Here is a 23,527-nt window from a genome sequence, read left to right as displayed (position 1 = left end):
ATTATCACTTGTACGGGAAATTACTGTAAATAACCTTTTTTAGTTACAAATCTTTTTAAGAACTTTTGTAAAAAATATGCTACTTCAATACTTGGTTAGTAACGCTATGGGTCAAAATCAACATCAGTCGATTTCGCCAATTAACCCGTCCTGCGGGGGTGACAGGAAACCTGCATCAGCAACTCAGCAAAAATCAGGCAGTTTTGCTGCTAATTGCCTTATTACAGGAAAGATGGAAAAATTTTATACCTATAAGTTAATACTATTAATTCTGTCAACCGCTTCTCTATTAGTCGCCAATGGACAGCGTAGCCTGGCTGGTGATATAATCTCGCAACCAGAGCAAACATCAATAATCGTACAGGCTCCAGAAACCAACCCCTCTCAACCAGAATCGAATCAGCCAGCACCAGCCACAGACACATCCACATTTCCCGATAAGTTGTATGTAAGGGAAATTCGGGTGATAGATAGCACAGTTTTTCCAGCAAGTGACTTTGCACCTGTGGTCAAGCCTTTTGAAGGGCGGGAGTTAACGGCGGAAGAGGCGAGAAAAGCGGCTGATGCTGTCACGCAACTTTACTTAAACCAGAATTATCTCAATTCCAGAGCCGTCCCCGTAACTCCACAGCCTGGAAGTACAGACGGCGTTTTGGAAATTCGTGTAATTGAAGGGCGTTTAGCAGACATTGATATTGAAGGAACACAGCGCGTCAACCCTGAATATATTAAGAGTCGCATTCGACTAGGTGCTGGTGTACCTCTCAATGCAGTAAAATTGGAGGAACAACTGCGATTACTGCGACTCGACCCCCTATTTACAAATGTAGAAGCGAGCCTCCGTCCTACAGGTCAGGTGGGACAAAGTTTGTTAATTGTCAGGGTACAAGAGGCGAAAGCATTTACAAGTAACTTCTTGATAGATAACTATTCCCCTCCTAGCATTGGTGGTGAAAGATTTGGGGTGGAACTGGGTTATCGCAACTTAACAGGATTTGGGGATTTACTCACGGGTGCTTATTACCGTACATTTACGGGTGGTTTCGAGGCGTTTGATTTTCGATATCAAATTCCCGTCAACGCCATGAATGGAACGGTGCAATTCAGGGTTTCTCCCAGTAGTAGTAAAGTTACTGAGTCACCGTTTAAGGAATTTGGGATTGAAGGTGAGCAAGATGTGTATGAAATTAACTATCGTCAACCGCTATGGCGATCGCCCAGAGAAGAATTTGCTTTATCATTAGGATTCACCTATCAGGATGGGCAAACTTTCTTATTTAATCAACTCCCTACCCCCTTTGGGATCGGCCCTGATGAGAATGGGGTGAGTCGTACCAGTGTGATTAAGTTTGCTCAAGATTATGTACGCCGCAGTCCTCAAGGTGTTTGGTTTTTGCGATCGCAATTTAACTTTGGTGTCGGCTTATTTAATGCGACAACAAACCCAGACCCCATCCCTGATAGTCGCTTTTTTAGCTGGTTGGGTCAAATACAGCGATCGCAACAATTAAACAATGATAATTTGTTAATCATCCAAGCAGATGTGCAACTCACCCCCAACAGCTTATTACCCTCCCAACAATTCGTCATCGGCGGTGGTCAGTCTGTACGCGGCTATCGGCAAAACATCCGCTTCGGCGATAATGGTGTGAGGTTAGCAATAGAAGACAGAATTGTCATCCAAAGGGATGTAGCGGGAATACCAACAATACAGCTAGCACCATTTTTTGATATGGGTGTTGTCTGGAATCAAGGTGATAATCCCAACAGATTACCACAGCAAACTTTCATCGCCGGTGCAGGCTTAGGAATGCTGTGGAACAATGCTTTAGGTATTGACCGTCTCTCTATGCGTTTAGATTATGCTGTCCCCTTTGTAGATTTGCGAGACAGAGGTAACAATATCCAAGATGAGGGTTTTTACTTTAGTTTGCGTTATCAACCTTAGTGGACTGGCAAAGTTTGGCGAAGGGTATAAGGGTATAGGGGTGTAGGGGTGTAAAAGCTTTAAACCTATACCCTTACACCCTTACACCCTTACACCCTTACACCCAGTCTAAACAGACAATCTTAGTGCGTAAGTCCTATTAATAATTCCTGAATTTGTTGACGATTAATCTTACCTTGCTCATTTCTAGGTATCTCAGGCAATGGTAGCCATAATTTAGGTATTTTAAAATTAGCTATTTTACCAATTAGTGCCTCTCGCAAATGTTCAGGGATAATATTTATATCTGTAGGCGTATAAACAGCGCTAATAATTTGTCCCCAATACTTGTCTTTTGTCCCGATTACAAATACATCTTTCACTAAGCCTGTCGCTCTCAGAGCAGTTTCGATTTCACCAGGAAAGACATTTTCTCCACCAGTAATGATTTTATCACTACTACGTCCAACTATATTTAGATGAGCTTTTTCATCCAAAAAACCTATATCGTCTGTGACAAAAACGCCTAATTCAAACAAGGACTCTGGGTAATAGCCTAATGCCAAAGATGGACTAGCAATAGAAATAACACCTATTTGTTGCAAGTCCAACAATTCACCCTTTTCACCACAAATTGTGAGATTGATATGCGGTAGAACTTGGTAACTACTATTATTACCCTGGAGAAAGTCTGTTGGCTTGATAGTGGCAATTTGCGAAGCTGTTTCTGTCATTCCATATGAAGGTGCAAGTCGGATATTATTAAATCTTGCTTTCTCCAATAGTTCAGAATCAGCAGGCGCACCACCAAGTAAAACTGTAAAACATTTAGATAACCAAGTTGTCAAATGAGGCTCGTTAAGTATAGCTTGTAATTGCGTAGGTACTAAAGAAATAAAAAATTTATGTGGGTCAAAATCAGTTAATTTACCTAATTTCAGTTCTTTAAATGGTAATATCAATAGCTGTCCACCAGAGATAAAAGAACGCATAAACTGCATCAAACCGCTAACGTGATACATTGGTAGTACACATATAGAGTTAACTTCCTCAAGTTGGAAATACTCTTGGAAGCCATGTACTGATGCCTTTAAACTCTGCCAAGTATGCGTAGCAAAGCGGATTTTTCCTGATGAACCACCAGTGGGAATCATAATTAAGCTATCGGCTCTACTGGTGATATGATTTACTGATTGGCTGGGATTACTTGGATGATGCGGATGATGCGGATGATGCGATCGCCAAGTCTCATAACAATGTTGAGCATATTCGCAATTACCCCATACTAGATCAGGCGCAACTAAATCGAACACTTGTTGCCATTCAGACAAACCCCAATTAGGATTAGCTAAGAAAATATCATGACCTTGGGAACAAGCAGCAATAAAATGAGCAAGAAAGAGAACTGGCTCTGGCTCTACCAATAATATTTTTTGCGGGGGATAACTAACTAAACTTTCGTATAAATCTTCAGTTAAAGAGAGAAATTCTAAAAAGTTATAACCTAACAGCAGATTATGTCGCTCACGGTTTCTTAATTCTTCTATCGGTATAAACATATATTTGCATTAAAATCAATCTTAAAATGTTGCATTCTTTTTTCAAATTGGTATAACCTCTGTAGTTAGCTAATACAACATTTTAGTCTAGACAAGCCACTACTGGCGTGTCTAGGCTAAAATGTTGCAAAAAATTTTCTTGTGGTGTAGGCATCTTGCCTGCACTGGACGGGCAAGATGCCCATCCCACAAGAGTTGGCTAATGCACAAATTTAGTCTAGACAGTCCACTACTAGCGTGTCCAGACTAAAATAGTGCAATACCAATCTATCATCTGCGTTTATCTGCGTTCGATTTTTCTCAAATCTAATGCACTACTTTAGCCTTGCCACGCTACTACTCAATATTTACTGCTGCATTTTTTATTATTAAACATTAAACTTGAGTAATATCTATATAGTGAGGTTGATTTTTCACCCTTTCTAACCATAATTGTATGCCAGGAAACTCTGTCAAAGAATAACCCCCTTCATCTGCTACATGAACATAAGCAAATAAGCCAATATCGGCAATAGTATACTGATTACCAACAAAAAATGAATGTGATTGTAAATGTTGTTCCATAACTGCCAAAGCAGCATAACCAGACTTTTGTTTCTCAATAATTATCTCAGAAAATTCATCCGCTTTATTCAGGATAGTCATCCAAAATCGGCAAGAGGCTAGATAAGGCATCAAACTATATTGCTCAAAAAATAACCATTGCATCACCTTTGATTGCTCCAGATGATCATCAGGTAAAAATTGAGTCCCCTTGCTCAGATAAAACATGATTGCGTTTGATTCTAACAGAAAATCTCCCGTTTCCAGTTCCAAAACTGGAACTTTTCCTTGAAGATTCTTATGCAAAAATTCGGGATGACGATGTTCCTGTTTAGTAAAATCAAGCTCTATCCTTTCAAAAGGAATTGCCAATTGTGTCATTAAGAGACGAGCCTTATAACAATTAGCGGATAGCAGAAATTCATATAAACGTAACATGGTTTTTTTGAAATCTCCTTAAAATAAACAGGGCAATTAACACTTCAGACAACTATCAATTATACCTTTTAATTAAATTAATAAAATTCAGTCCATATATTTTCTCCCGCTCATCTTCAGTAATATTTAAGTTGGCAATACTTCTGTCTGTTTCTGACGTGAGGATATCACCAGCTTTTGTATCCATTGGCGTATCACTACCAAACAGGATATGGTCTACACCAAAAAAATTGTATGCCATTTCCAGTAATAAAGGTTCATAACCCAAAGTAGCAGTGTCACAGTAGAAATTTTTAAAATGGTTAATATAAGGTTGACTAATATTGGCATTCAATTTGACATCGCTATTGCATTCAAAATAAGTATAAGACTCTTGCATCCGTTTAGCAAAAAGAGGTATTAATGCCCCGTGATGATGGGTAATAAATTTTATCTGCGGGTAACGCTGGAAAATACCACTGAATACTAACCTTACCATCACACTGCTAGTATCCATTAGCCAACCCAGAGTTTGCCATAACAAATATTCAGATTTATTTTCATCTATGTAATCTGGATAGTTGCCTGGACGGCAAGGATGAAGCCACAAGGGTACACCAAGTTCAGCCGCCCTTTGATATAAAGGTTCGTAAATTTGATCATCACCTCTCACCGCCGTAGGGCCAATAAATATTACAGCCCCGATAAATCCTAATTCATTAATTGCCCGTTCAAACTCAGCCATCAATATTTCAGAATTAGTTGTGGGCAGAATTGCCACTCCCAAAAATCGGTCAGGATGATGAGAAACTATCTGATAAAGCTCATCATTGCACAATTTAGCTGCTTGCGCTGCAACTATAGGATTTGTATAAATAGTAGGAGTAGCTTCAATCCAGGGAAGAGGAACCAAAACGTGCATATCGATACCATTTTTATCCATCAGCCGCAAGCGTAAATCTGGATCGGTTAAAGTAGGAGTTGCGGAAAAAAGCTTACGGAAAACATGAGGTTGCTTTTCTGTTGAAGATTCTAAAAACTCTATAAAAGTTAAAGGACAAAAATGAGTATAAGCATCTATTTTTTTCATTTTAAGTTCAAGTATAAATTGGAAATCAATTAATAATATTTTAGAAGCCAACTTAGCAAATTATCTGCTTTTTAATATGACGGTAGCTGTGTTTCTTATATTAAAGAAACACATTCAAGTTAAAAACCTCAAAATTTACTGCCAAATTGTTACAAGATATGTTTATTCAGATTATGTGCTTCACTGCGCCTATTTATGAAGCTATTCACTCAATATCTTCTTGTTGACATACCGCAATCACTCTACCTGCTGCCCCGCCAGTGTAAGTATTAGTTTGTAAAACCACAGCTTGATTAAGTTCCAGAAGTGTTTTAAAACCACTAATAGTTAAACCATTAATAATGCTCTCAGCCAGATAACGATAGGGAGTGACATCTTCCATAAAAGGTTTGACAATTTGTGGCACAACTCTCCGCATCCAAAAAGTATATACAGCACGCCAAAGAGGGTTTTGAGGATAAAAATGATCAAGTATTAGTAAGCGACCACCGGGACGTAATACTCGTAACATTTCGGCGATCGCCACATTGCGTTCAGGAAAATTGCGGAATGTGAAAGTTGTCAGGACAAAATCATAAGTAGCGTTAGGGCAAGGAATAGCAGACACATCACCTTCAAAGTAATTTACTTTAGGGCTGAGACGACGTGCTTCATTCAACATACCAGAGGAAATATCCATACCCTCCACATTTATACCTGGATAACGGTTAATCAAGTATCTTGTTGATTCTCCAGTTCCACAGCCTACATCTAATACCTTATCTCCTACTTTCAAATCTAAATCCGATAGTGACTGACGATACCATAAGCTAGTATGACCCAGAAAAACTATAGTTCTAATCAGATCGTAACGGTTAGAGATTTTATCAAATAGCGTGCGGACATAAGTGGTTTTGTCACCTCCAGTTAATTTTGCCGCTATTTCTGGAGACACTTCTTTATATGTTGTGATAAGAGAGGAAGTGTTAATAGATAAATTCATATCGTTCGCTTGCTTGTTGTGCATAATTGTTTCCTAGAAGCTCAATTGAGTTTTACTTTAATCAAATGACAATGAGTTTGTATGTCTAAAAATAGACATACAATGTTTCTATAATTTCCGGCTCTACGGCAACCAAGGGTAATTACGAAAATCAGGTTGACGTTTTTCTAAAAAAGCTTGTTTACCTTCAGAACCTTCTTCAGTCATGTAGTAAAGCAAGGTTGCATTACCAGCAAGTTCTTGAATCCCAGCTTGACCGTCACAGTCGGCATTAAAAGCCGCTTTTAAACAACGAATAGCTAACGGGCTTTTCGCTAATATTTCTTGCGCCCATTTAATCCCCTCTGCTTCTAGTTCTTCCACAGGTACAACACAGTTAACAAGCCCCATTTCTAGAGCTTCAGCACTATTATACTGACGACACAGATACCAAATCTCTCTAGCTTTTTTTTGTCCAACAATTCGGGCAAGATAGCTAGCACCAAATCCACCATCAAAACTACCTACTTTCGGGCCAGTCTGTCCAAAAATTGCATTATCTGCGGCCAGAGTTAAATCACATACAATATGCAGAACATGACCCCCACCAATAGCATAACCAGCAACTAAAGCAATGACTACTTTAGGCATTGAACGAATTAAGCGTTGCAGGTCAAGCACATTTAACCTGGGTATGCCATCATCACTAACATAGCCACCATGTCCACGAACGTCAATATCACCACCAGAACAAAAAGCATACTTGCCATCTGTATGAGGCCCAGCACCTGTTAATAGGACAACGCCAATCTTGCTATCTTCACGGGCATCAACAAAAGCATCATAAAGTTCAAATACTGTTTTGGGACGAAAGGCATTTCGTTTATGAGGTCGATTAATAGTAATCTTAGCTATACCATCAGTTTTATGATAAAGAATATCTTCATAGTTTTTAACTGATTTCCACTCAACTTGAGTTTCGTTTTCTGTAAACATTGTCATCTCCATTGAGAAATTAGAAGCAAAGACTGAGGATAATACTTAACGTATTCATATTTACACAATTTCTAAAATTGACATAATTAAATTTTGTAAATCCTCAATAACCTTTTGTTGTAGCTCTTGATGTAATTTATAATTCCCCCTGGTTAGTTTCTATTTCAATTACAACAGCACTTTAATTATTGAGTGCTGTTTGATCAGCAAGTCTAGAGTTAATGGTGTAAAACGGGAACATCATGAAATTAATTATTAGGACTTACGCAAGTGTCATAATCAAACTAACTGTAGGGTGCGTCAGCCCCAATAATTTCGTACAAATTCAAGGATTCTCCACATCTGACGCACCCTACCCCATGTGCCAGTTGCGTAAGTCCTGATTATATCTTGCACCATTACCTTACCCTGGAAAATTTCAGCTTGAAACCATTATTATTTTCTAGGGTAGGGAGTGCATTGCCACCTGCTTCCACTCAATGGTGCAAGATATCAGTTTATTAGTTTTTAGGCAGATAAAACTACATTATTAGGAATTGTTGAATGCCTAATAATTTCCATAAAACTACCAAGTTTATTTTCTATTTCTTGCCATTCATCTTCAGGTTTAGAACCTTGAACAATTCCTGCTCCCGAAAACAGAGAAAGCCGATTATTTTCTACTAAGCCAGAGCGAATAGCTACAGCGAATTCAGCCGAATTATGTCCTATCCATCCGACAGGTGCTGCATACCAACCTCTATCAAATGTCTCTAATTCATTTATTGCTATTAATGCCTGCTTTTTGGGATATCCGCCTACGGCTGGGGTGGGATGTAACTTGGGGAGAATGTCTGCATCAGAGAACTTATCTAATAAAACACCCTGACAAGATGTATATAAATGTTGAACTTTCTTTAGCTTTAAAATTACTGGCTCCTTCTCTGTTTCTAGAGAATGACACAAATGATTAAATACACCTCTTACAGTATCGACAACAAGCCGATGTTCTCGGATATCTTTTTCTGATGTGAGTAGTTCCTGACTTAAATATTTGTCTTTTGTTAACGAATTGCTGCGAGGACGAGTACCAGCCACTGCTTCAGTCAGCAATAATCTTTCTACTCGTTTATATAGACGCTCTGGGGAAGCACCAATAAAAGCATTACCGCAACTAGGTTGAAAACAAAAATGAAAAAGATTAGGATTAGATTTTTTAAGTAATAACAACAAACTAAGAGGTTCTATTTCTTCGCTGAATTCAAAGATAGATTTACGAGCAAGAACAATTTTTGTAGTTTTTCCCTGAGCGAAAGAAGTCAAGGCCGCATGAATATTTCGTTGCCATTCACTTGCATTGGGGAAATCTTTTCTACTAAGCAGCATTGGTAAAGATATAGGATGAAAAGCTTGATTGAAAACCAGGCTTTCCAGTTCAAACAAAAGCTGAGTTAGCTGTAAATGGTGGTCTAATGAGTCTTTAAGTAGAAAATTACAGGCTAAATAGGTTTCATTATTCTCGCTATAAACTTCAAATTTGGGCAGGACAAACCTATAATTACCAAAATTCTGCCAACTTGGTTCTTTTTTTGAGGTTTGATTAAAACTAATACCCCCGTAATATCGCAAATTTTTGTATGAGGAAGAAAGGCGACTATTTAATTTAGCAAATAATTGAGAATATTCAATTGTCTTGTGTCCGAATTCAACATCTGCCTCTCCCACTCCGGCTATTTCAAATTGATTCTCTCTATCTGACCAATAAATTTTACTAATGCTCTTCTGTTGGTGTAGCCATTGGAGAGGTTGGATATGATTATCTATTTTAACTTCAATACGAACAGCTTTATTATTTATAGATGACTGAGAATTTATAGAAAAAAATCTTTTAATCTTTTTTGCTAATTGAATTTGATATTTGCTGGTAGTTCTATTATAAATATACATATTTTCCACTCTCCTACTAAGGTGTTCAACAAAAAATCACATTTTTTGTGTTAACAAAGTTGATTTAATTCTCAATTAGGATTTTGCTATTAAATACATACCTCATTCATCCAATATTTAGATATGCTGCAAGGCCACTGCTTTTTTAATCCAATAAAATCACAATATATTTGGACAAAACATCTACCATAAAGACCTTTATCTTCATAAATTTGCTTCCTAAAAAGCTGAGGTTTACTGAAGAGATATTTTACTACTAAAGGCGATAAGTTATATGTTTCTTAAGACCAGATTGTTTCTCATCATAATTTCATTGCCGAAATTTATATTATCCTGAATGCCAGCTCCAACAAGAAATGCCTGCATCATCGCTTTGCAGGTAAATAAATCAATAATTCATTTGTTTTGGTAATTTGGCAATATCTTCTGCTATAAAAAAGCATCCAGAAATAGTGATATTTCTACCAATACTTTTTACATAAGAAGATGTCTGAAAAGTAAGATAGCTTAGATAAGCGTATTTTGACAGTAGAAAAAATACTTATGTGTGAAAACTTGATGGGAGCTTTGAAGCCATTGTACTTAAGTAATTTGCAAGGATGTTTAAAAAGTATTGTTATTAACATCAAAGTTGCTCCATCCTAAGCACTATAACCCTCTTGCCTACATTCTTGCTAGCGTTGCGTAGCAAGGAGACGAAATAGGGGTTTGAAAGCTTATCTCTTAGTAGCCAAGCAAAAAAATTATAACTGGACTTGACCGGGGGAGAGGGAAAGGAGAAAGGTATTGTGTTTTATCAAGCTCTTCCCTTTTACCTTTTTTCTTTCCCCAGCCTGTAGCTGTTTTCATTAATCAAGCAAATAGTCTATTAAACTTTTACACCTTCAATTACACTGACACCAGACTGAGTAGGAACAATTCTTTTTAACTGAAATCCGGCTTTTTCTATCAGGTGGCGATATTCTGTTTCTGTACGCTCATGCCCACCTTGGCACATAATCAACATATGTAGGTCTAGGAGTTTAGCAAAAGAAGGTTGATTACCGGGTGGCACAACTTGCTCAATTATCAATAGTTTGCCGTTTTCTGGCATTGCTTTGTGGCAGTTTTTGAGAATTGCGATCGCCCGCTCATCATCCCAATCATGTATAATCATTTTCAGAATATAAGCATCACCACCACTGGGTACAGATTCAAAAAAACTTCCCGTCAGCAATTGGCAACGATCTTGTACTCCCGCCGACTCAATTAATGAAAAAGCTCTAGCAATTACCGATGGTTGATCAAATAAAATTCCCTTCATCTTAGGGTTAGCGGCAAGAATATCTGTAAGTAATTTGCCGTTTCCTCCACCAACATCTACCAAAGTTTTAATCCCAGAAAAATCATAATCCTGCACTACCCCTAGATTCTGCACTACAGAATAACTCGTCATGGCTTGGTCAAAAATCCTTGCTGGCTCAAGATTTTGATTGTAATAATCAAAAACATTTGTCCCATATAAATGCTCAAAAGCATTTTTTCCCGTCTGCAAACTATAGATAATTTCTCCCCAAGCTCGATATTGCTCTTCACCATTCATAATTGCCATTGCTCGCAGAGAGTCAGGAATATCGCTGCGTAGATAATTTGCCAATGGTGTCAGAGTAAAGTTACCTGTTTGAGTTTCTGCAAAGACTCCCAAACTCGCCAAAAATCGTAATAGTCTGTACAAAGAACGAGCGTGAGTCCCTGTAGCTTGTGCTAATTCTTCATAATTCTTTTCCCCATCAATTAACAAATCCGCTATACCTAACTTCGCTGCTGCATACAATGACTGACAAAGCCAATTACTTGTAGCCATTTGCATAAAGACAACTTGTACAAACGCATCATTGTTTATTTGAGTCTCAGTTAATTGGGGCATTGATGATAAGTTATTTGAATAGGATTCTCGGTATTATATATAGCCTCTACAATATTTTTAACAGCAAATTTACTGGGGTTTAAGGAATACAGATAACAGGCAACAGGCTGTTGTATTTTTACTCTCAGACAAGTAGATTACGATATTTAAACGGTGGAAGCGAATAGAGCATAATTTGAAACCCGCTTAAATACTTATCATATCGCGCCCCTAAAGATAATCAATATGTTGCAAATATTTTTTGAATCGGTATAAGATAAAAATATTGTAGAGGTCGGTTAATTCCGCCTCTACAACTTATGAGTTAGCGGACTTCCTTCAAACTTTCAACTTGATTTGTAAACATTTCGGTAAACAAACTCATTACAGTCCGTTCTTCTCTAACTTTGATATTGGCACTAATTGACATCCCAGACTGTAAGGCAATTTTTCTACCTTTAATGTCCAAATATTGTTTATCTAGACTAATTCTGGCAGGAAAGCGGTAAAATTTATGTGTTTCGTCTGGTGGTAACGCATCTGAGCCGATGCTAATTAGTTCCCCTTTAATATCGCCGAATTCGCTAAACGGAAAGGAATCTATTCTCACATCTGCTTTCATATCCTTCCGCACAAAGCCTATATCTTTATTGGTAATGAAAACTTCAGCAATGTAATTTTCGTTGGGGACAATTTGTAATAGTTTTTGGGTAGGGTTAGCTACATAACCAGGACTTTTTGCCTGTAAATCAAAAACTGTACCTGAGACGGGGGCGCGGAGTTCTTGATATTTTAAATTCAACTGGGCTTGAGAAATTTTGCTGTTGATGTCTGCTAAATTCTGCTCATTTTCTAGCACAATTTTCATGAATTGGCTATCTATTTCAGCAATCTTTTGTTTATTGCTAGCTATTTTTTCTAAAATAGTTTTATCAGAAGCAGCTACAGTGTTAGTAAACTGTTGTTTACCTTTTTCAATATCATATTCTAAGCGTTTTTGTTCCTCTACTAATTGGGCGACTTCTGCTGTGAGATTTTGTACTTGCTGTTGTTGGTTAAGGTATTGTAACTGAGAAATACCGCCTTCTTCAGATAATATTTTGAGCCTATCTAATATCTGCTGTTGAATAACTAAACTTGCTTGTGTATCTTGGAGCTTGACTGTTGTCTGTGATAGTTGTTTGCGAGTTTTGGCTACTTCTAAACGAGCAGCAGCAGCACGAGATTCTAATTCTGTTTTGGAGATTTGTAGCTGTAGTTGTTCATCTTTATCTAAGCCTACACCTGTAGTAGAGTTTCTCAATTGAGTACGCAACAATTCATTTTCTGCAACTAGTGCTGCTCGACTTTTCAACAGAAATACGGCATCTTTCGGTAGTTGACTGCGTAAAAATTCCAGTTCAGATGTAATACCAGAAGTGGCTCCCATTAAGCGGCGATAAATTTGATTTTCCCGTATTACAGCCGAGCGAATCTTGTTTAATGACTCTAATTGAGCAACGGTAGCCACGGTTTCAAAGGTTAATAATAAATCTCCTTTATTAACTCTTTGTCCATCTTTGACAAAGACTTCTCTGACCACACCATTGACAGGTGCTTGTACATCTTTGACAGTTCCTTCTGGTTTTAATTGACCAGTTGCTGGTACTACCTGTTCGATTTTGGCAAAATATGTCCAACCAATACCTGCACAGGCTAATCCTATAAGGGTAAGCATGATGGTTCGTGACCAAATAGGAGATTGACGCAGAACAACTGACTGTTCAAATTCCTGATTATTAAAGTTAGCTAAAGATTGATTATTTACTTGAGTTTGTGGCACAAGTTGCGAGTCAAGCTTGACAACTTTATCTTGTTTGCCATTGCCATTATTACCATTGAGGCGATTACCATTGATTTGAGTCATAAAATTTTGGTGGTTGACTGTTGACTATTGACTATTGACTATTGACTGTTGACTATTGACTGTTGACTATTGACTATTGACTATTGACTATTGACTATTGACTATTGACTATTGACTATTGACTATTGACTATTGACTATTGACTGTTAACCAATTACAAATTGACTTCCTGTTGTTGATACAGGTAAAAATAATGACCTCTAGCCGCCATCAATTCTTGGTGACTTCCTTGTTCTATGACTTTCCCACTGTCCATGACGATGATGATATCTGCATGACTGACGGTGTTGAGGCGGTGGGTGATAAAGAAGACTGTGTTACCGCGAAAGGCTTGGGCTAAGTTTAAGCAAACTTGTCTTTCTGTGGGATAGTCTAAGGCACTGGTGGCTTCGTCTAATACTAGTAATTTTGGTCTTTGGAGAATAGAACGGGCGATCGCAATTCTTTGTCTTTGTCCCCCAGAAAGCCCAGCACCACGTTCGCCGACACGGGTATTATAACCGTTAGGTAAGCTCATAATAAACTCGTGGGCAGCAGCAATTCTCGCCGCTTCGATGATTTCTTCGGTGCTAGCATCGGGGTTTGTGAGAGCAATATTTTCTTGCACTGTCCCGTCAAATAACAGGGTTTCTTGCGGTACTACACCAATTTGTCGCCGCAATGAGTAGAGTTCGACTTTGGAAATGTCGTACCCATCAATCAAAATTCTCCCGGCTTCTACGTCATACAAGCGCAGCAGTAATTTCATCATCGTACTTTTACCGGAACCGCTTTGTCCGACTATACCGACAAATTTACCGACTGGTATTTCTACATTAACGTTGGATAGTTGCAAGGGGCCGCTTTGGGCAAATCTGAAGGAGATGTTCTCATATTTGACAGACCCTTGAATCTCTGGAAGGGGGATATTGTAGCGATCGATTTCGGCTTCTTGGGGTGTATCAACAATATCACTCAATCGTTCCAAGGATAAAGCTGTTTCTTGGAAACTTTGCCATAGTTGCGCTAAACGTAAAATTGGGCTGGTGACATAACCTGAAATAATTCTAAAGGCGATTAATTCCCCTAAAGTCAAGTCACCTTCCAATACCAGATAAGCACCCACCCACAACACGAGTAAGCTGCTGAGTTTGTTGAGGAATTGACTAGTGGAGTTAGCTAGGGTGGAGGTGACAACGGTTTTAAAACCAGATGCTACATATCGAGCATACCGCTCTTGCCAAGAAAAGCGCGATCGCAGTTCGATGTTCTGCGCTTTTACTGTCTGAATACCCGACATCACCTCAACTAAATATGATTGGGTTTCTGAGTTGCGTTCGGCTTTGGAACGTAACTGTCTACTCACAGTCGGCGATGCAATGAGGGTGATGATGACAAATATGGGTATCGTCCCTAAGCCGACTAAGGTGAGTTGCCAGCTATAAAATAGCATGACGACAATATACACTACCGAGAAGACGGCATCTAACCCTACTGTTAATGCTGTACCTGTGAGAAAGGAGCGAATATTTTCTAATTCGTTGATGCGGGTGGCGAGTTCACCCACGGGGCGCTTTTCAAAGTAGCGTAGGGGTAGCCTGAGTAAGTGGTCAATAATTTGTGACCCCAAACCCATATCAATGCGGTTGGTAGTATCAACAAATAAATAAGTTCTTAAGGTGGTGAGGACTGCTTCAAACACGCCGACAACTAACAGCAAAACCCCCAAAATATTCAGCGTACTGATACTATTTTGGACGATGACTTTATCAATAATTAGCTGAATGACTAAAGGATTGGCTAAGGCTGCTAGTTGGACAAAGAAGGAAGCAATAAAAACTTCTATGAGAACTCGCCGATAGCGCGATAGGTATGGGAGAAACCACCGCAAACCGAAGCGTTCTTGTGGTGTTTCTTTGGTGGAAGACAGCAGCAACACCCTAATTTGTGGGGGATAACTGTCTGGGACAACTTCTAAATGCTCGATAATTTGCGCGGGTTTGCAGCGTACTATGCCTTGGGATGGTACACCTAAAACTACCTTATTGGCATCGGCTGCATATAAAACAGCATAACCATCACCATAGCGGACTAATGCAGGGGTAGGTACACGGGTAATAGCCGCCGCAGGTAAATCTACTAGATTGGTTTTGAGTCCGATTAATTCTGAGAGGTAAGCGCAAGCTGGGAAGGAAATGCTACCTTGACGTTTAATTTGCTCGTTTAAAATGCGGCGCACCACTTCTTTACGGAACGGAATTTGTAGGTGCTTGGTCAGCATTTGGAAACAAGCAAATGTGGAATTTAATTCTCCCTTACCCCGGATAAAGGGGAATTTTTGCTTTTGTGTATTGTAGTTGGTGGAGGAAGTTGATGGGGGAATTTCTTCCTCGCTGGCGTAGGGAATATCAATAATTTCTGCAACCACTGACTGGCTATCACTAACAGCCAGTTCACCAAATTGGTGATCATCCCTATCTAGGAATGATAAATCTAAGGGTGATAAACCAATCAACCGCGCCGGACTGTTCCCTGTGACCTCAATTACTCGATTACCATCTTCACAGTCGAGGCGAGAACCAACTGGGTAATTTGTGACTGTACCGCCACTGACAAACCACACCTTTTCACTATCTAATTGATGGTAAAAATTTCGCCCAGGGGTGAGATAATCGACCTTAGCGTTTTGCAAAGCTTGTATAGCCATTTGGTCAAGATTAGTTACTACTTGAGCTTGCTCGGCTAACTGGGAACTCAAAACATCAAAAACCTCGATAATGTAGCTTCGGTTTTGTCGCCCATAAGCAAAGGCTGGATAAGACTTCAACAGATGTAGATAATCAGTGGCGTTTAAGGTTAAACCTACCACTTCATCGCTAGAAGCGATCGCTGTTTCACAAGCCACACCACGCAACAACCCAATTTCACCAATAATTTCCCCCTTTTTTAGCAACTGGAGGGTATTAGGAACTTGCGTTTGCGGGTCAAATCCCAACAACCGCACCTGTCCTTCATATATGATTGTGATCCGGTCTGGCGTTTTTTCTTTACTAATAATTTTCTGCCCGATCCGGTAGCGTAATGGCTGTATCTTTTCTAAAAGATGATTTAGTTCTGTCGCCGGGAGTTGGTCAAACCCCTCTAGGCTGACAAGAAACTCTTGAAAAGCGCTCTTGATATAAGTCATTTTTGATGCTGTTAAATATTTATCTCTATATTGAATAATTTAGAGGTTAGCAAACTAAAAACTTTCAGTGATTAATCTTTCGATGAAAGATAAAATATTTCATGTTTACTGTGTATTCACCGCCAAGTCAGCGCACCTGTAAACAGGTTTATATACAGCAGATTGCAGGTGAATGAGGGAGAAGTTTTCTGGAAAAACTCATATATAGTCTGACTTTCCACGGCATCTAGAAGACCTCTCTCCAAACCTCTCTCCTACAAGGAGAGAGGCTTTGATTTCTCCCCCTTCCCTACAAGGGAAGGGGGCTGGGGGGTTAGGTCTGACGTTGACTTTTCCACATAACGTGAAAAGTTAGATATATAGTAGGTGACAGGTGATAGGTGATAGGTGACAGCCTCACAAGCAGCTTGCTGGAAGGATTTGATGATTTATCTATGTCCTCACCTATCTGGCTACTGCTATAAAACAGAATTTCCACTCTGTTAAGAGTTACAAGTTACCTTTTTCCTGCTGTATGACGTTACACAAAGATAGTTTTCATAAATTTATTTAATGGTTAAGAAGATACACCCAGACTAAAAGTAGCATAATTCTACTGTTAGTCAATTTTATCGGTGTCTGTAACTTATTGGCGGCGATCGCTTTTTTCTCCCACAGCACTTGGGGTAGGGTGCGTCAGATGTGGAAAATCCTTGAATTTGTACGAAATTATTGAGGCTGACGCACCCTACAGTTAGTTTGATTATCACACTTACGTAAGTCCTACAATATTGTCAGCTACAGTTAATTGCAGAAACAAAGCGAGAAACTTCCTATGTATCCACAACGCATCGAACCTCAACCTGGACAAGAGTCTGTTTGGGACTATCCCCGTCCCCCGCGCTTGGAAAACACAAGCAAACACATCCAAATTATTTTTAACGGAGTCATCATAGCCGATACCCGCAACGCCAAAAGGGTTTTAGAAACTAGCCATCCTCCTTCCTATTATCTTCCCCCCGAAGATATCAAAATGGAATACCTTGTTTTCACACCACAATCGAGTTTTTGCGAGTGGAAAGGACGTGCTGGTTATTACACAATTCGGGTAGAAGATAAAGAAGTGCAAAATGCAGCTTGGTTTTACCCCAGTCCCACAGCAAACTTTGCCTTAATTAAAGATCATGTAGCATTTTATGCACATTTGATGGATGTTTGCTATGTAGATGGGGAAAAAGTGGAACCACAACCAGGAAACTTTTACGGTGGTTGGATAACTAGCGATGTTGTTGGGCCTTTTAAGGGTATTCCTGGTAGTTGGGGCTGGTGAGACAATAGCTATTGGGGATTGGGTAGAGAAATAGCTATCTTTAGTGTACTTGTAAGTCACGCAGAAAGTAAAAGCGATCGCTCTTCCAATCAGTCCCTTTTTCTCTACCTAAATAGCCTGTTAATGGTGAGGAGAGTTCAATCAGCAAGTCGTGAACTAATTCATCAGTGAGTTTAGGGTTACGTATAGCATTGTAATGAACACGAATTTCTGTCACAGTAAAGTTGTGATGTGTATTTGTTGAATTTTCATTATCTTGGTCAGATAGTTCTTTTACTGCTGCGATAATTTGCGATCGCAGGTGAATCTGTTTTTCAGTTTTATCAATATATTCTTCAATTTTATAATCTATTTGTCCTGGTGCTAAATATTTTTGTAATTCAACTAAGTTGATTGCGCCCGGATATTTGGCTTTTAACTCAACTAATTTTTGTAAAGTCATAGCATTAATAATACTCACTTCCCATTCTTTAGCAGATTTAATTGTATCTGATGAAGGATTACCAGGGCCAATTACTAATTTAGCTGAACTTAATACTTGAGTTTTCCCTAAGTGCATTCCACCTAACTTTAGTAATTCTTCAACAGTACGACTAGGAATAAGTTTACCCGCCTTACACTCACAAACTAGAGAATAAGGTTGCGAACAGTATAAATCTAAGCCTCCAGCCCCACCTTTATAAGCACTTTCAACCTTAAATCCTAAAAACTCTAGACTCTGACGGGCGATATTTTCAAAATCTGTACCAGCTTGGTAGTTGCTTTTTTTCTCATCTAGTTCTATACTGCGATCGCCTAATGCTGCAATATCCTTAATCCAAGCTAAATCAGGGTTAGGTGACTCAATCTTTTGGATACTAGTCCAACCTAAAAATACTTTTATATCATCATCTAACTTTTTAGCTGCTGGGTTATTGATGGCAATGGCAGCCAACGCACTCTGCAATTCTTGTAATTCAATATGCTGTGGTAGTTCTAGTTTCTCTAATTGGTTTTTGCGTTGGGCGAAGATGCGATCGCTTAATAGTGGTGATTCTTCAGTTACTCTTATAGATGTTGGTAAAGCAACAAATCTGCCTGTTTTATCCTGAACATTGGCATTAATTGTTAATTGTTGATGCTTATCTAAATTATAGACACGTAAGTAAGCAAGGAAAATATGCTGTTGTTGCTCAATTGTTTCTTTTAAAGCTTCTAAAGAAAATATTGTTAATTTAGATAAAATATCCAGTGATTTAGTTGCATCTAGGATTTGGCAAAGTTCACATTTAGCCCAAGCCTTGATAATAGATGATTTATTATCTAACTTTGCTATAGGTAAAACATTGGCATTGTAATACTTCTCAAATGGTAGTAAACTCTGTAGACTATCTGCTGGACACAAAGCAAATCTCTGCCCAGGACGAATAAACATTCTGGGCATAGCTGCAATTGTTAGCCCCTGTATTAAAGCTTCAATCTCAGGGGCAGGTAAATACAATGCTGTTGGAATTGAAAACAGCTGACTCATTTGTAATTAGCTATAGGGTTAGTTCAATTTTATCGAGGTTAGAATTGCTTTGAGGTATTCTCATAGGCAAATCGTCATCAGTCAAATTATCAGGTTCTTGTCCAGAAGGATCGCTGAGGATTTCCCGAATCAAAGGATTATTAATTGCTAGTTGTTGCTGCTCAATAAACTCAAATATCTGTTGCTCTGTGAGTTCATAAGTTTCACTATTATGCCAAACGAAATAGATAGCTAAAAGAGGTGTAATATCTTTAGCTTGCAAGCCAACCCATTCGCCACCCTTTTCTTGCAACAGTATTCTCAAACGTTCTCTAGCTAATGCTGCACCTGGATTAATACGTTTAGAACGGACTAAGCAACCACGAGTTATATCAAATCTTCTGTAATCAATTAGTCTATCTAATGCAGCCCCTATAAATCTACCATCTTTTTGAACTACACTTACACCAATCTTAACTCTTCTTCTGTTACTAACAATTCTGAAATCAATAAAACCTTGGTCTGCTGCGCTAGCTTCGATTTCTTCAATTTTTGCAATAGTTACTCCCTCTAAAGTTTTACCTATTAAACTGTTAAAAGCCAGCCAAAGAGCATCAGCAATAGTTCCGCTTTCCTCCATTAATGAATCAATGGAAGATTCTACATTGGCTAATTCATTATCGAAATATACTTTAACAGGATGTGGTGGTGGTATCACATCTGGAGGAAGTACAAAATTGTCTGCACACCATTTTATGACTGCTCTTAATGTCGGTCTTCCTTTCCCAAGCTCCTTAAGTTTACTTTCATCAAATGGGTAAAGAGGATGAGGTGGAATTTGCTGATTCTCTTCATAAAAATCTTTTAACCATGTTTGAACAAGAGCAAAAATATCATCAGAATTGAGATAATTCAACGTAATTGGTTGCCTATTAGCTTGTTCGCTTACTAATCTATCCATAACTGCTTCAGCTTGTGGTAATGACCTAATTTGCTCATTCCAAGTTTCAGGATACATTGCTAGTAGTAAAATACCACGTTGGAGGCTGTTGTATAAATCTTTTGCTAAGGTGGCAACAACTTGTGGTGCTGTAAAGCCTGTATCAGAAATATCGGCAAAATCTAATTCATCAAAGCAAATTACTGGAACTCTATAATGGCTAGTTATATCTAATATTTGGCGTACATAACTTAATGCCTCAGTCTCTTTATTTTCATTTTTAGAATTTGGTAAACCCAGTGCATCAGCTTGTGCTTGTGTTATTTCTAAACCTGATAGCCAGTGAGTTGCATAGAGAGCGTGTGTTGTAGAAAGTGTCCATAAAATCGCTCTAACTATATAAGGGTTAGTAATCTCAGGCTTAATTTTTAGGACGGCTTCAGTTAAGCTATCAATTGTTCTGGTTGAGTATTTTTTTAACCAATTTGGGTATAAAGTGGTAGTATATTGCTTTGGTGTATAGCTAAATTTTTTAGCATCATTTATTAAAGCTGCAGCTATTTCTTGCCACTGCATTACATCTTGACTTCCAAAAGCTCTCAGGCTAGAAACAACATTTTCTAGAAATTTGGACTTAATCTGATTTAGATCATCATACTTACCCATATAAATAAATAAAGTATGACCTTCTTTCTGTAAGCGATGACGAACACGGCTAATAACATGACTTTTACCTAACCCTTTTTCAGCAGTTATTGTAATGCCTACAGTCTCGCGTTTTCCTTGGCGAATTTGTTCAACTGCATGAAATACTGCATCAGAAGCATGAGCATTAATTGAGGGAACATCAGGATAACTTTTGCCCCATATTTGTTGCGGTCTGACAACAATATGCCCTGCAAATGGGTTTTTATTTCTAATTAGTTCATCAATGGTAGATGTGGTAGCAATCATGGTCTAGTAATAAAATGTTTATCTAGTGAGGAGTACAAAAGTATTTATGCTTTCAAAAGTCTTGCGTAGCAGCGTAAACCATCTAACACTGTGGTAATGGAATCTTCTATCTTGTCTGGTGCGCTATCTTCTACACTTCCGCCTTGTAGTTGCAAAATATCGTTAGCTTGCATTTCTAGCAGCCAATCATTAAAATTTGTACGACTTGTGCGATCGCCTACTTGTCTTCTAATCCGATAAATTGGTACTAAATCATTAAAATTGTATTCATAATTCAACTTGTCATACACTTCCAGCACTACTGACTCAAATTCCTCGTAGGAAGCGATCGCACTTTTACTAGCTTGAACTGGTGCAGATGTACTAACTATACTGCTAGTGATTCCATTAATCCACTTCAATAGTGCATTTGCAGTCCAAGTACCAACAATAGTTCCATCAAATCTAAACTCAGAACTTCTCAAACCCTCACCCAATACCTCTAAACCCTTGGGTGATGCTATGGAGTAACCAGTTTTGGAAATATTTATGGCTTGCTGTTGCTGCAATTCTTCAAAAACAGGTTGATAATCTGCTACCTTCTTACCCTTGGGGACAATACGCTTTATTACTTGGCTTCTCTTCACCTCCTGCTGCGTTCCTCCCAGATCCCACAAAGCTAAAAGGAAGCGAGTTTTAGTTTGAGATATATTTTTTATTGACATATTCAATATTTTTCTCAGCAAAAAACATCATAGTGACTGTATATTTTTAACTGATTCCCAGGTAAAAAATAACCGAGTAATTGCTGAATATCCCAACAGGATAATACTATCTCATGATGTTAAAGCGGATAATATCTTATGTCATTTATAGGATTTTTGACTTTTCACATCATGTGGAAAAGCACTCCGCCAGACCTAACCCCCCAGCCCCCTTCCCTACTAGGTAAGGGGGAGAAATCAAAGCCTCTCTCCTGGTAGGGGAGAGGTTTGGAGAGGGGTTTTCCAGATCCCGTGAAAAGTTAGATAGGATTTATAGTTGATTTTTGAAGGTATCGTGGTTGTGGCGCTGCACTGCCCAACCTAAAGATACTACAGATACTGAAACAAAATTAAACTTGGATTCCCACATCAGCTTTTGTGCAAAAATCAAGATTAATAACTCATTACTTCCTGCAACAATTGGCGGTGCATGAAAGCGCCATTAACCAAAGACTGTATTTTCTCAGATGATAAAGGTTGACCATGATTGTAATATTCCAGCCAAGTTTGCGTAATTAGATTTACATCATCTGGTATGTCTACTAAATCCCATCCTGGTATAGCCAAATCTTCCATTAAACGATTTATCTTGGGGTCATAACTCAGGGCAAAACAGCGACAACCTTCACTAGCTGCCATAATTAAACAGTGCAACCTCATACCGATCGCCATTTCCACACCAGTAAAAACGCCTTTTAAAATCTGCGGATCTTCTAGACACAAAATCTGACTCACATCCTTTAACTGCGGTTGTATCGCCTCCGCTATGGGTAAATCTTCACTTTTTTGAAATGGCAGTAATAAAATAAAGGCTTGGGTAGATTTTTGCAGAGATACCAAAGCTTGAGTCAAATTAGCCAATCTTGCTGGCGTTAATTGGGGATGGTTTCTTAAAGTTACAGCAATTCTCGGCGTAGGTAAATCAGCAAGTTCTGGTAACGGTTTAGCCTGTAGCGCCCACACAGGATCAGGTGCGAGGATGTGGGGAACTTGCCAATCAGATAATAACGCCGCACTAGCGCGATCGCGTACACTAACTTGAGTACAACCAGTAAAATTTTGCCTTGCTAACCAGCGAGTTTGAGGACGTACCAAAGGGCCGATACCTTGCGCCCAAGCCACAGTTTTTAAACCCATCCTCTGCGCCAACCCCATCAACCCCCCATAATATAAAGGGCTAATGGTGCTAGTAACATCCTGAATTAAACTTCCCCCGCCCCAAATAAAAACATCACAAGAACGCAAAGCTTGCAGCACAGGCAAAAAAGCCATACGATTATGGGATTCTACACCATAGCGATCGCTAGTTTCCCCTGGATTGCCAGACAGCACCACAGGCGTAACATGAGATGGTAACATTTGCAGAAGCGTTGCCAACAAAGCTTCGTCACCACCATTTCCTTTACCGTAATACCCAGATAATAACGCCCGCATTATTCTTATATAAAATTTAGATGCTGGATTTTAGATTATCAAGTTTTTCCCAACAGTTGACCAGATGTCAGTCAGATTGCAAAAAATATCAATTCACCTATGGGAAGATGAGTTGACAGTTGACAGTTTAATGCTGAGTCATGAGTACTGAGTCTAATGACTAATGACCAATGACCAAAAGAATGGGATACAAGCCCCGTCGTTCTACGACGGCTTTTGTTGATTTCTGATGTACTCCTTTAAGATATCTAAAGGCGCACCTCCTACGGACACGGCAAAATA

At 38.8% G+C, this 23,527-nt stretch carries 15 protein-coding genes; 2 read left to right on the top strand and 13 right to left on the bottom strand.

Annotation, left to right across the window (positions count from 1 at the left end; genetic code table 11):
- Positions 1 to 106: 106 nt before the first annotated feature.
- Positions 107 to 1,948 (top strand): ShlB/FhaC/HecB family hemolysin secretion/activation protein, encoded by a 1,842-nt coding sequence (locus H6G83_RS28760; RefSeq protein WP_190478468.1) that lies wholly within the window; start codon positions 107 to 109, stop codon positions 1,946 to 1,948.
- A gap of 122 nt (positions 1,949 to 2,070) precedes the next feature.
- On the opposite strand, the gene H6G83_RS28755 is transcribed toward H6G83_RS28760, so the two are convergent.
- The 9 genes from H6G83_RS28755 to H6G83_RS28715 form a co-directional block, all read right to left on the bottom strand.
- Complete coding sequence (locus H6G83_RS28755) at positions 2,071 to 3,486, bottom strand: 2-succinylbenzoate--CoA ligase (RefSeq protein ID WP_190478466.1); 1,416 nt, start codon at positions 3,484 to 3,486, stop codon at positions 2,071 to 2,073.
- 375 nt (positions 3,487 to 3,861) lie between these two features.
- Positions 3,862 to 4,467, bottom strand: a complete 606-nt coding sequence (locus H6G83_RS28750; protein ID WP_190478464.1) for a glutathione S-transferase family protein — start codon at positions 4,465 to 4,467, stop codon at positions 3,862 to 3,864.
- Between the two features lie 55 nt (positions 4,468 to 4,522).
- Positions 4,523 to 5,536, bottom strand: a complete 1,014-nt coding sequence (locus tag H6G83_RS28745; protein WP_190478463.1) for an amidohydrolase family protein — start codon at positions 5,534 to 5,536, stop codon at positions 4,523 to 4,525.
- 205 nt (positions 5,537 to 5,741) lie between these two features.
- On the bottom strand, positions 5,742 to 6,542 hold the full coding sequence (locus tag H6G83_RS28740) for a class I SAM-dependent methyltransferase (RefSeq protein ID WP_190478461.1): 801 nt from the start codon (positions 6,540 to 6,542) through the stop codon (positions 5,742 to 5,744).
- A gap of 99 nt (positions 6,543 to 6,641) precedes the next feature.
- Positions 6,642 to 7,493 carry a 1,4-dihydroxy-2-naphthoyl-CoA synthase gene (menB, locus tag H6G83_RS28735; RefSeq protein ID WP_190478459.1) on the bottom strand — a complete coding sequence of 284 codons (852 nt, stop codon included), beginning with the start codon at positions 7,491 to 7,493 and terminating at the stop codon, positions 6,642 to 6,644.
- A 507-nt stretch (positions 7,494 to 8,000) separates the two neighbouring features.
- Complete coding sequence (locus H6G83_RS28730; RefSeq protein ID WP_190478457.1) at positions 8,001 to 9,419, bottom strand: isochorismate synthase; 1,419 nt, start codon at positions 9,417 to 9,419, stop codon at positions 8,001 to 8,003.
- Positions 9,420 to 10,287: 868 nt separating this feature from the next.
- The gene (locus tag H6G83_RS28725) at positions 10,288 to 11,325 is read right to left on the bottom strand and encodes a methyltransferase (RefSeq protein WP_190478455.1); all 1,038 of its coding nucleotides are present in this window, start codon (positions 11,323 to 11,325) and stop codon (positions 10,288 to 10,290) included.
- Positions 11,326 to 11,629: 304 nt separating this feature from the next.
- Positions 11,630 to 13,210, bottom strand: coding sequence for an HlyD family efflux transporter periplasmic adaptor subunit (locus tag H6G83_RS28720; protein ID WP_190478453.1), 1,581 nt, complete (start codon positions 13,208 to 13,210; stop codon positions 11,630 to 11,632).
- A 154-nt stretch (positions 13,211 to 13,364) separates the two neighbouring features.
- Positions 13,365 to 16,376: a peptidase domain-containing ABC transporter gene (locus H6G83_RS28715; protein ID WP_190478451.1), complete on the bottom strand. Its 3,012-nt coding sequence runs from the start codon at positions 16,374 to 16,376 to the stop codon at positions 13,365 to 13,367.
- Positions 16,377 to 17,190: 814 nt separating this feature from the next.
- Between H6G83_RS28715 and H6G83_RS28710 the strand changes: the two genes are divergently transcribed.
- Positions 17,191 to 17,685, top strand: coding sequence for a DUF427 domain-containing protein (locus H6G83_RS28710; protein ID WP_190478448.1), 495 nt, complete (start codon positions 17,191 to 17,193; stop codon positions 17,683 to 17,685).
- A gap of 40 nt (positions 17,686 to 17,725) precedes the next feature.
- Here H6G83_RS28710 and H6G83_RS28705 read toward each other — a convergent pair whose 3' ends face one another.
- From H6G83_RS28705 to csaB, 4 genes are all read right to left on the bottom strand, one after another.
- A complete protein-coding gene (locus H6G83_RS28705; RefSeq protein WP_190478445.1) occupies positions 17,726 to 19,195 on the bottom strand; it encodes a DUF1802 family protein in 1,470 nt (489 codons plus the stop codon).
- Positions 19,196 to 19,205: 10 nt separating this feature from the next.
- Complete coding sequence (locus H6G83_RS28700) at positions 19,206 to 21,068, bottom strand: hypothetical protein (RefSeq protein WP_190478443.1); 1,863 nt, start codon at positions 21,066 to 21,068, stop codon at positions 19,206 to 19,208.
- Between the two features lie 44 nt (positions 21,069 to 21,112).
- Entirely contained in the window at positions 21,113 to 21,772 is a 660-nt protein-coding gene (locus H6G83_RS28695; protein WP_190478441.1) for a hypothetical protein, read from the bottom strand.
- A gap of 432 nt (positions 21,773 to 22,204) precedes the next feature.
- Complete coding sequence (gene csaB / locus H6G83_RS28690; protein ID WP_190478439.1) at positions 22,205 to 23,245, bottom strand: polysaccharide pyruvyl transferase CsaB; 1,041 nt, start codon at positions 23,243 to 23,245, stop codon at positions 22,205 to 22,207.
- Positions 23,246 to 23,527: the final 282 nt, after the last annotated feature.

It is taken from the genome of Anabaena azotica FACHB-119, assembly GCF_014697625.1.
In the GTDB taxonomy this organism is placed as follows: Bacteria; Cyanobacteriota; Cyanobacteriia; order Cyanobacteriales; family Nostocaceae; genus Trichormus; species Trichormus azoticus_A.
Note: the sequence above shows the minus strand (reverse complement) of the source record. Positions and strands in the feature narration are given on the sequence as shown.

Bases quoted from the DNA above. Each gene is read 5' to 3' on its own strand.
- H6G83_RS28745 (WP_190478463.1), bottom strand. From the start codon at position 5,536: ATGAAAAAAATAGATGCTTATACTCATTTTTGTCCTTTAACTTTTATA.
- H6G83_RS28730 (WP_190478457.1), bottom strand. From the start codon at position 9,419: ATGTATATTTATAATAGAACTACCAGCAAATATCAAATTCAATTAGCA.
- menB (WP_190478459.1), bottom strand. From the start codon at position 7,493: ATGTTTACAGAAAACGAAACTCAAGTTGAGTGGAAATCAGTTAAAAAC.
- H6G83_RS28710 (WP_190478448.1), top strand. From the start codon at position 17,191: ATGTATCCACAACGCATCGAACCTCAACCTGGACAAGAGTCTGTTTGG.
- H6G83_RS28755 (WP_190478466.1), bottom strand. From the start codon at position 3,486: ATGTTTATACCGATAGAAGAATTAAGAAACCGTGAGCGACATAATCTG.
- H6G83_RS28750 (WP_190478464.1), bottom strand. From the start codon at position 4,467: ATGTTACGTTTATATGAATTTCTGCTATCCGCTAATTGTTATAAGGCT.
- H6G83_RS28760 (WP_190478468.1), top strand. From the start codon at position 107: ATGGGTCAAAATCAACATCAGTCGATTTCGCCAATTAACCCGTCCTGC.
- H6G83_RS28700 (WP_190478443.1), bottom strand. From the start codon at position 21,068: ATGATTGCTACCACATCTACCATTGATGAACTAATTAGAAATAAAAAC.
- csaB (WP_190478439.1), bottom strand. From the start codon at position 23,245: ATGCGGGCGTTATTATCTGGGTATTACGGTAAAGGAAATGGTGGTGAC.
- H6G83_RS28725 (WP_190478455.1), bottom strand. From the start codon at position 11,325: ATGCCCCAATTAACTGAGACTCAAATAAACAATGATGCGTTTGTACAA.
- H6G83_RS28695 (WP_190478441.1), bottom strand. From the start codon at position 21,772: ATGTCAATAAAAAATATATCTCAAACTAAAACTCGCTTCCTTTTAGCT.
- H6G83_RS28740 (WP_190478461.1), bottom strand. From the start codon at position 6,542: ATGCACAACAAGCAAGCGAACGATATGAATTTATCTATTAACACTTCC.
- H6G83_RS28715 (WP_190478451.1), bottom strand. From the start codon at position 16,376: ATGACTTATATCAAGAGCGCTTTTCAAGAGTTTCTTGTCAGCCTAGAG.
- H6G83_RS28705 (WP_190478445.1), bottom strand. From the start codon at position 19,195: ATGAGTCAGCTGTTTTCAATTCCAACAGCATTGTATTTACCTGCCCCT.
- H6G83_RS28720 (WP_190478453.1), bottom strand. From the start codon at position 13,210: ATGACTCAAATCAATGGTAATCGCCTCAATGGTAATAATGGCAATGGC.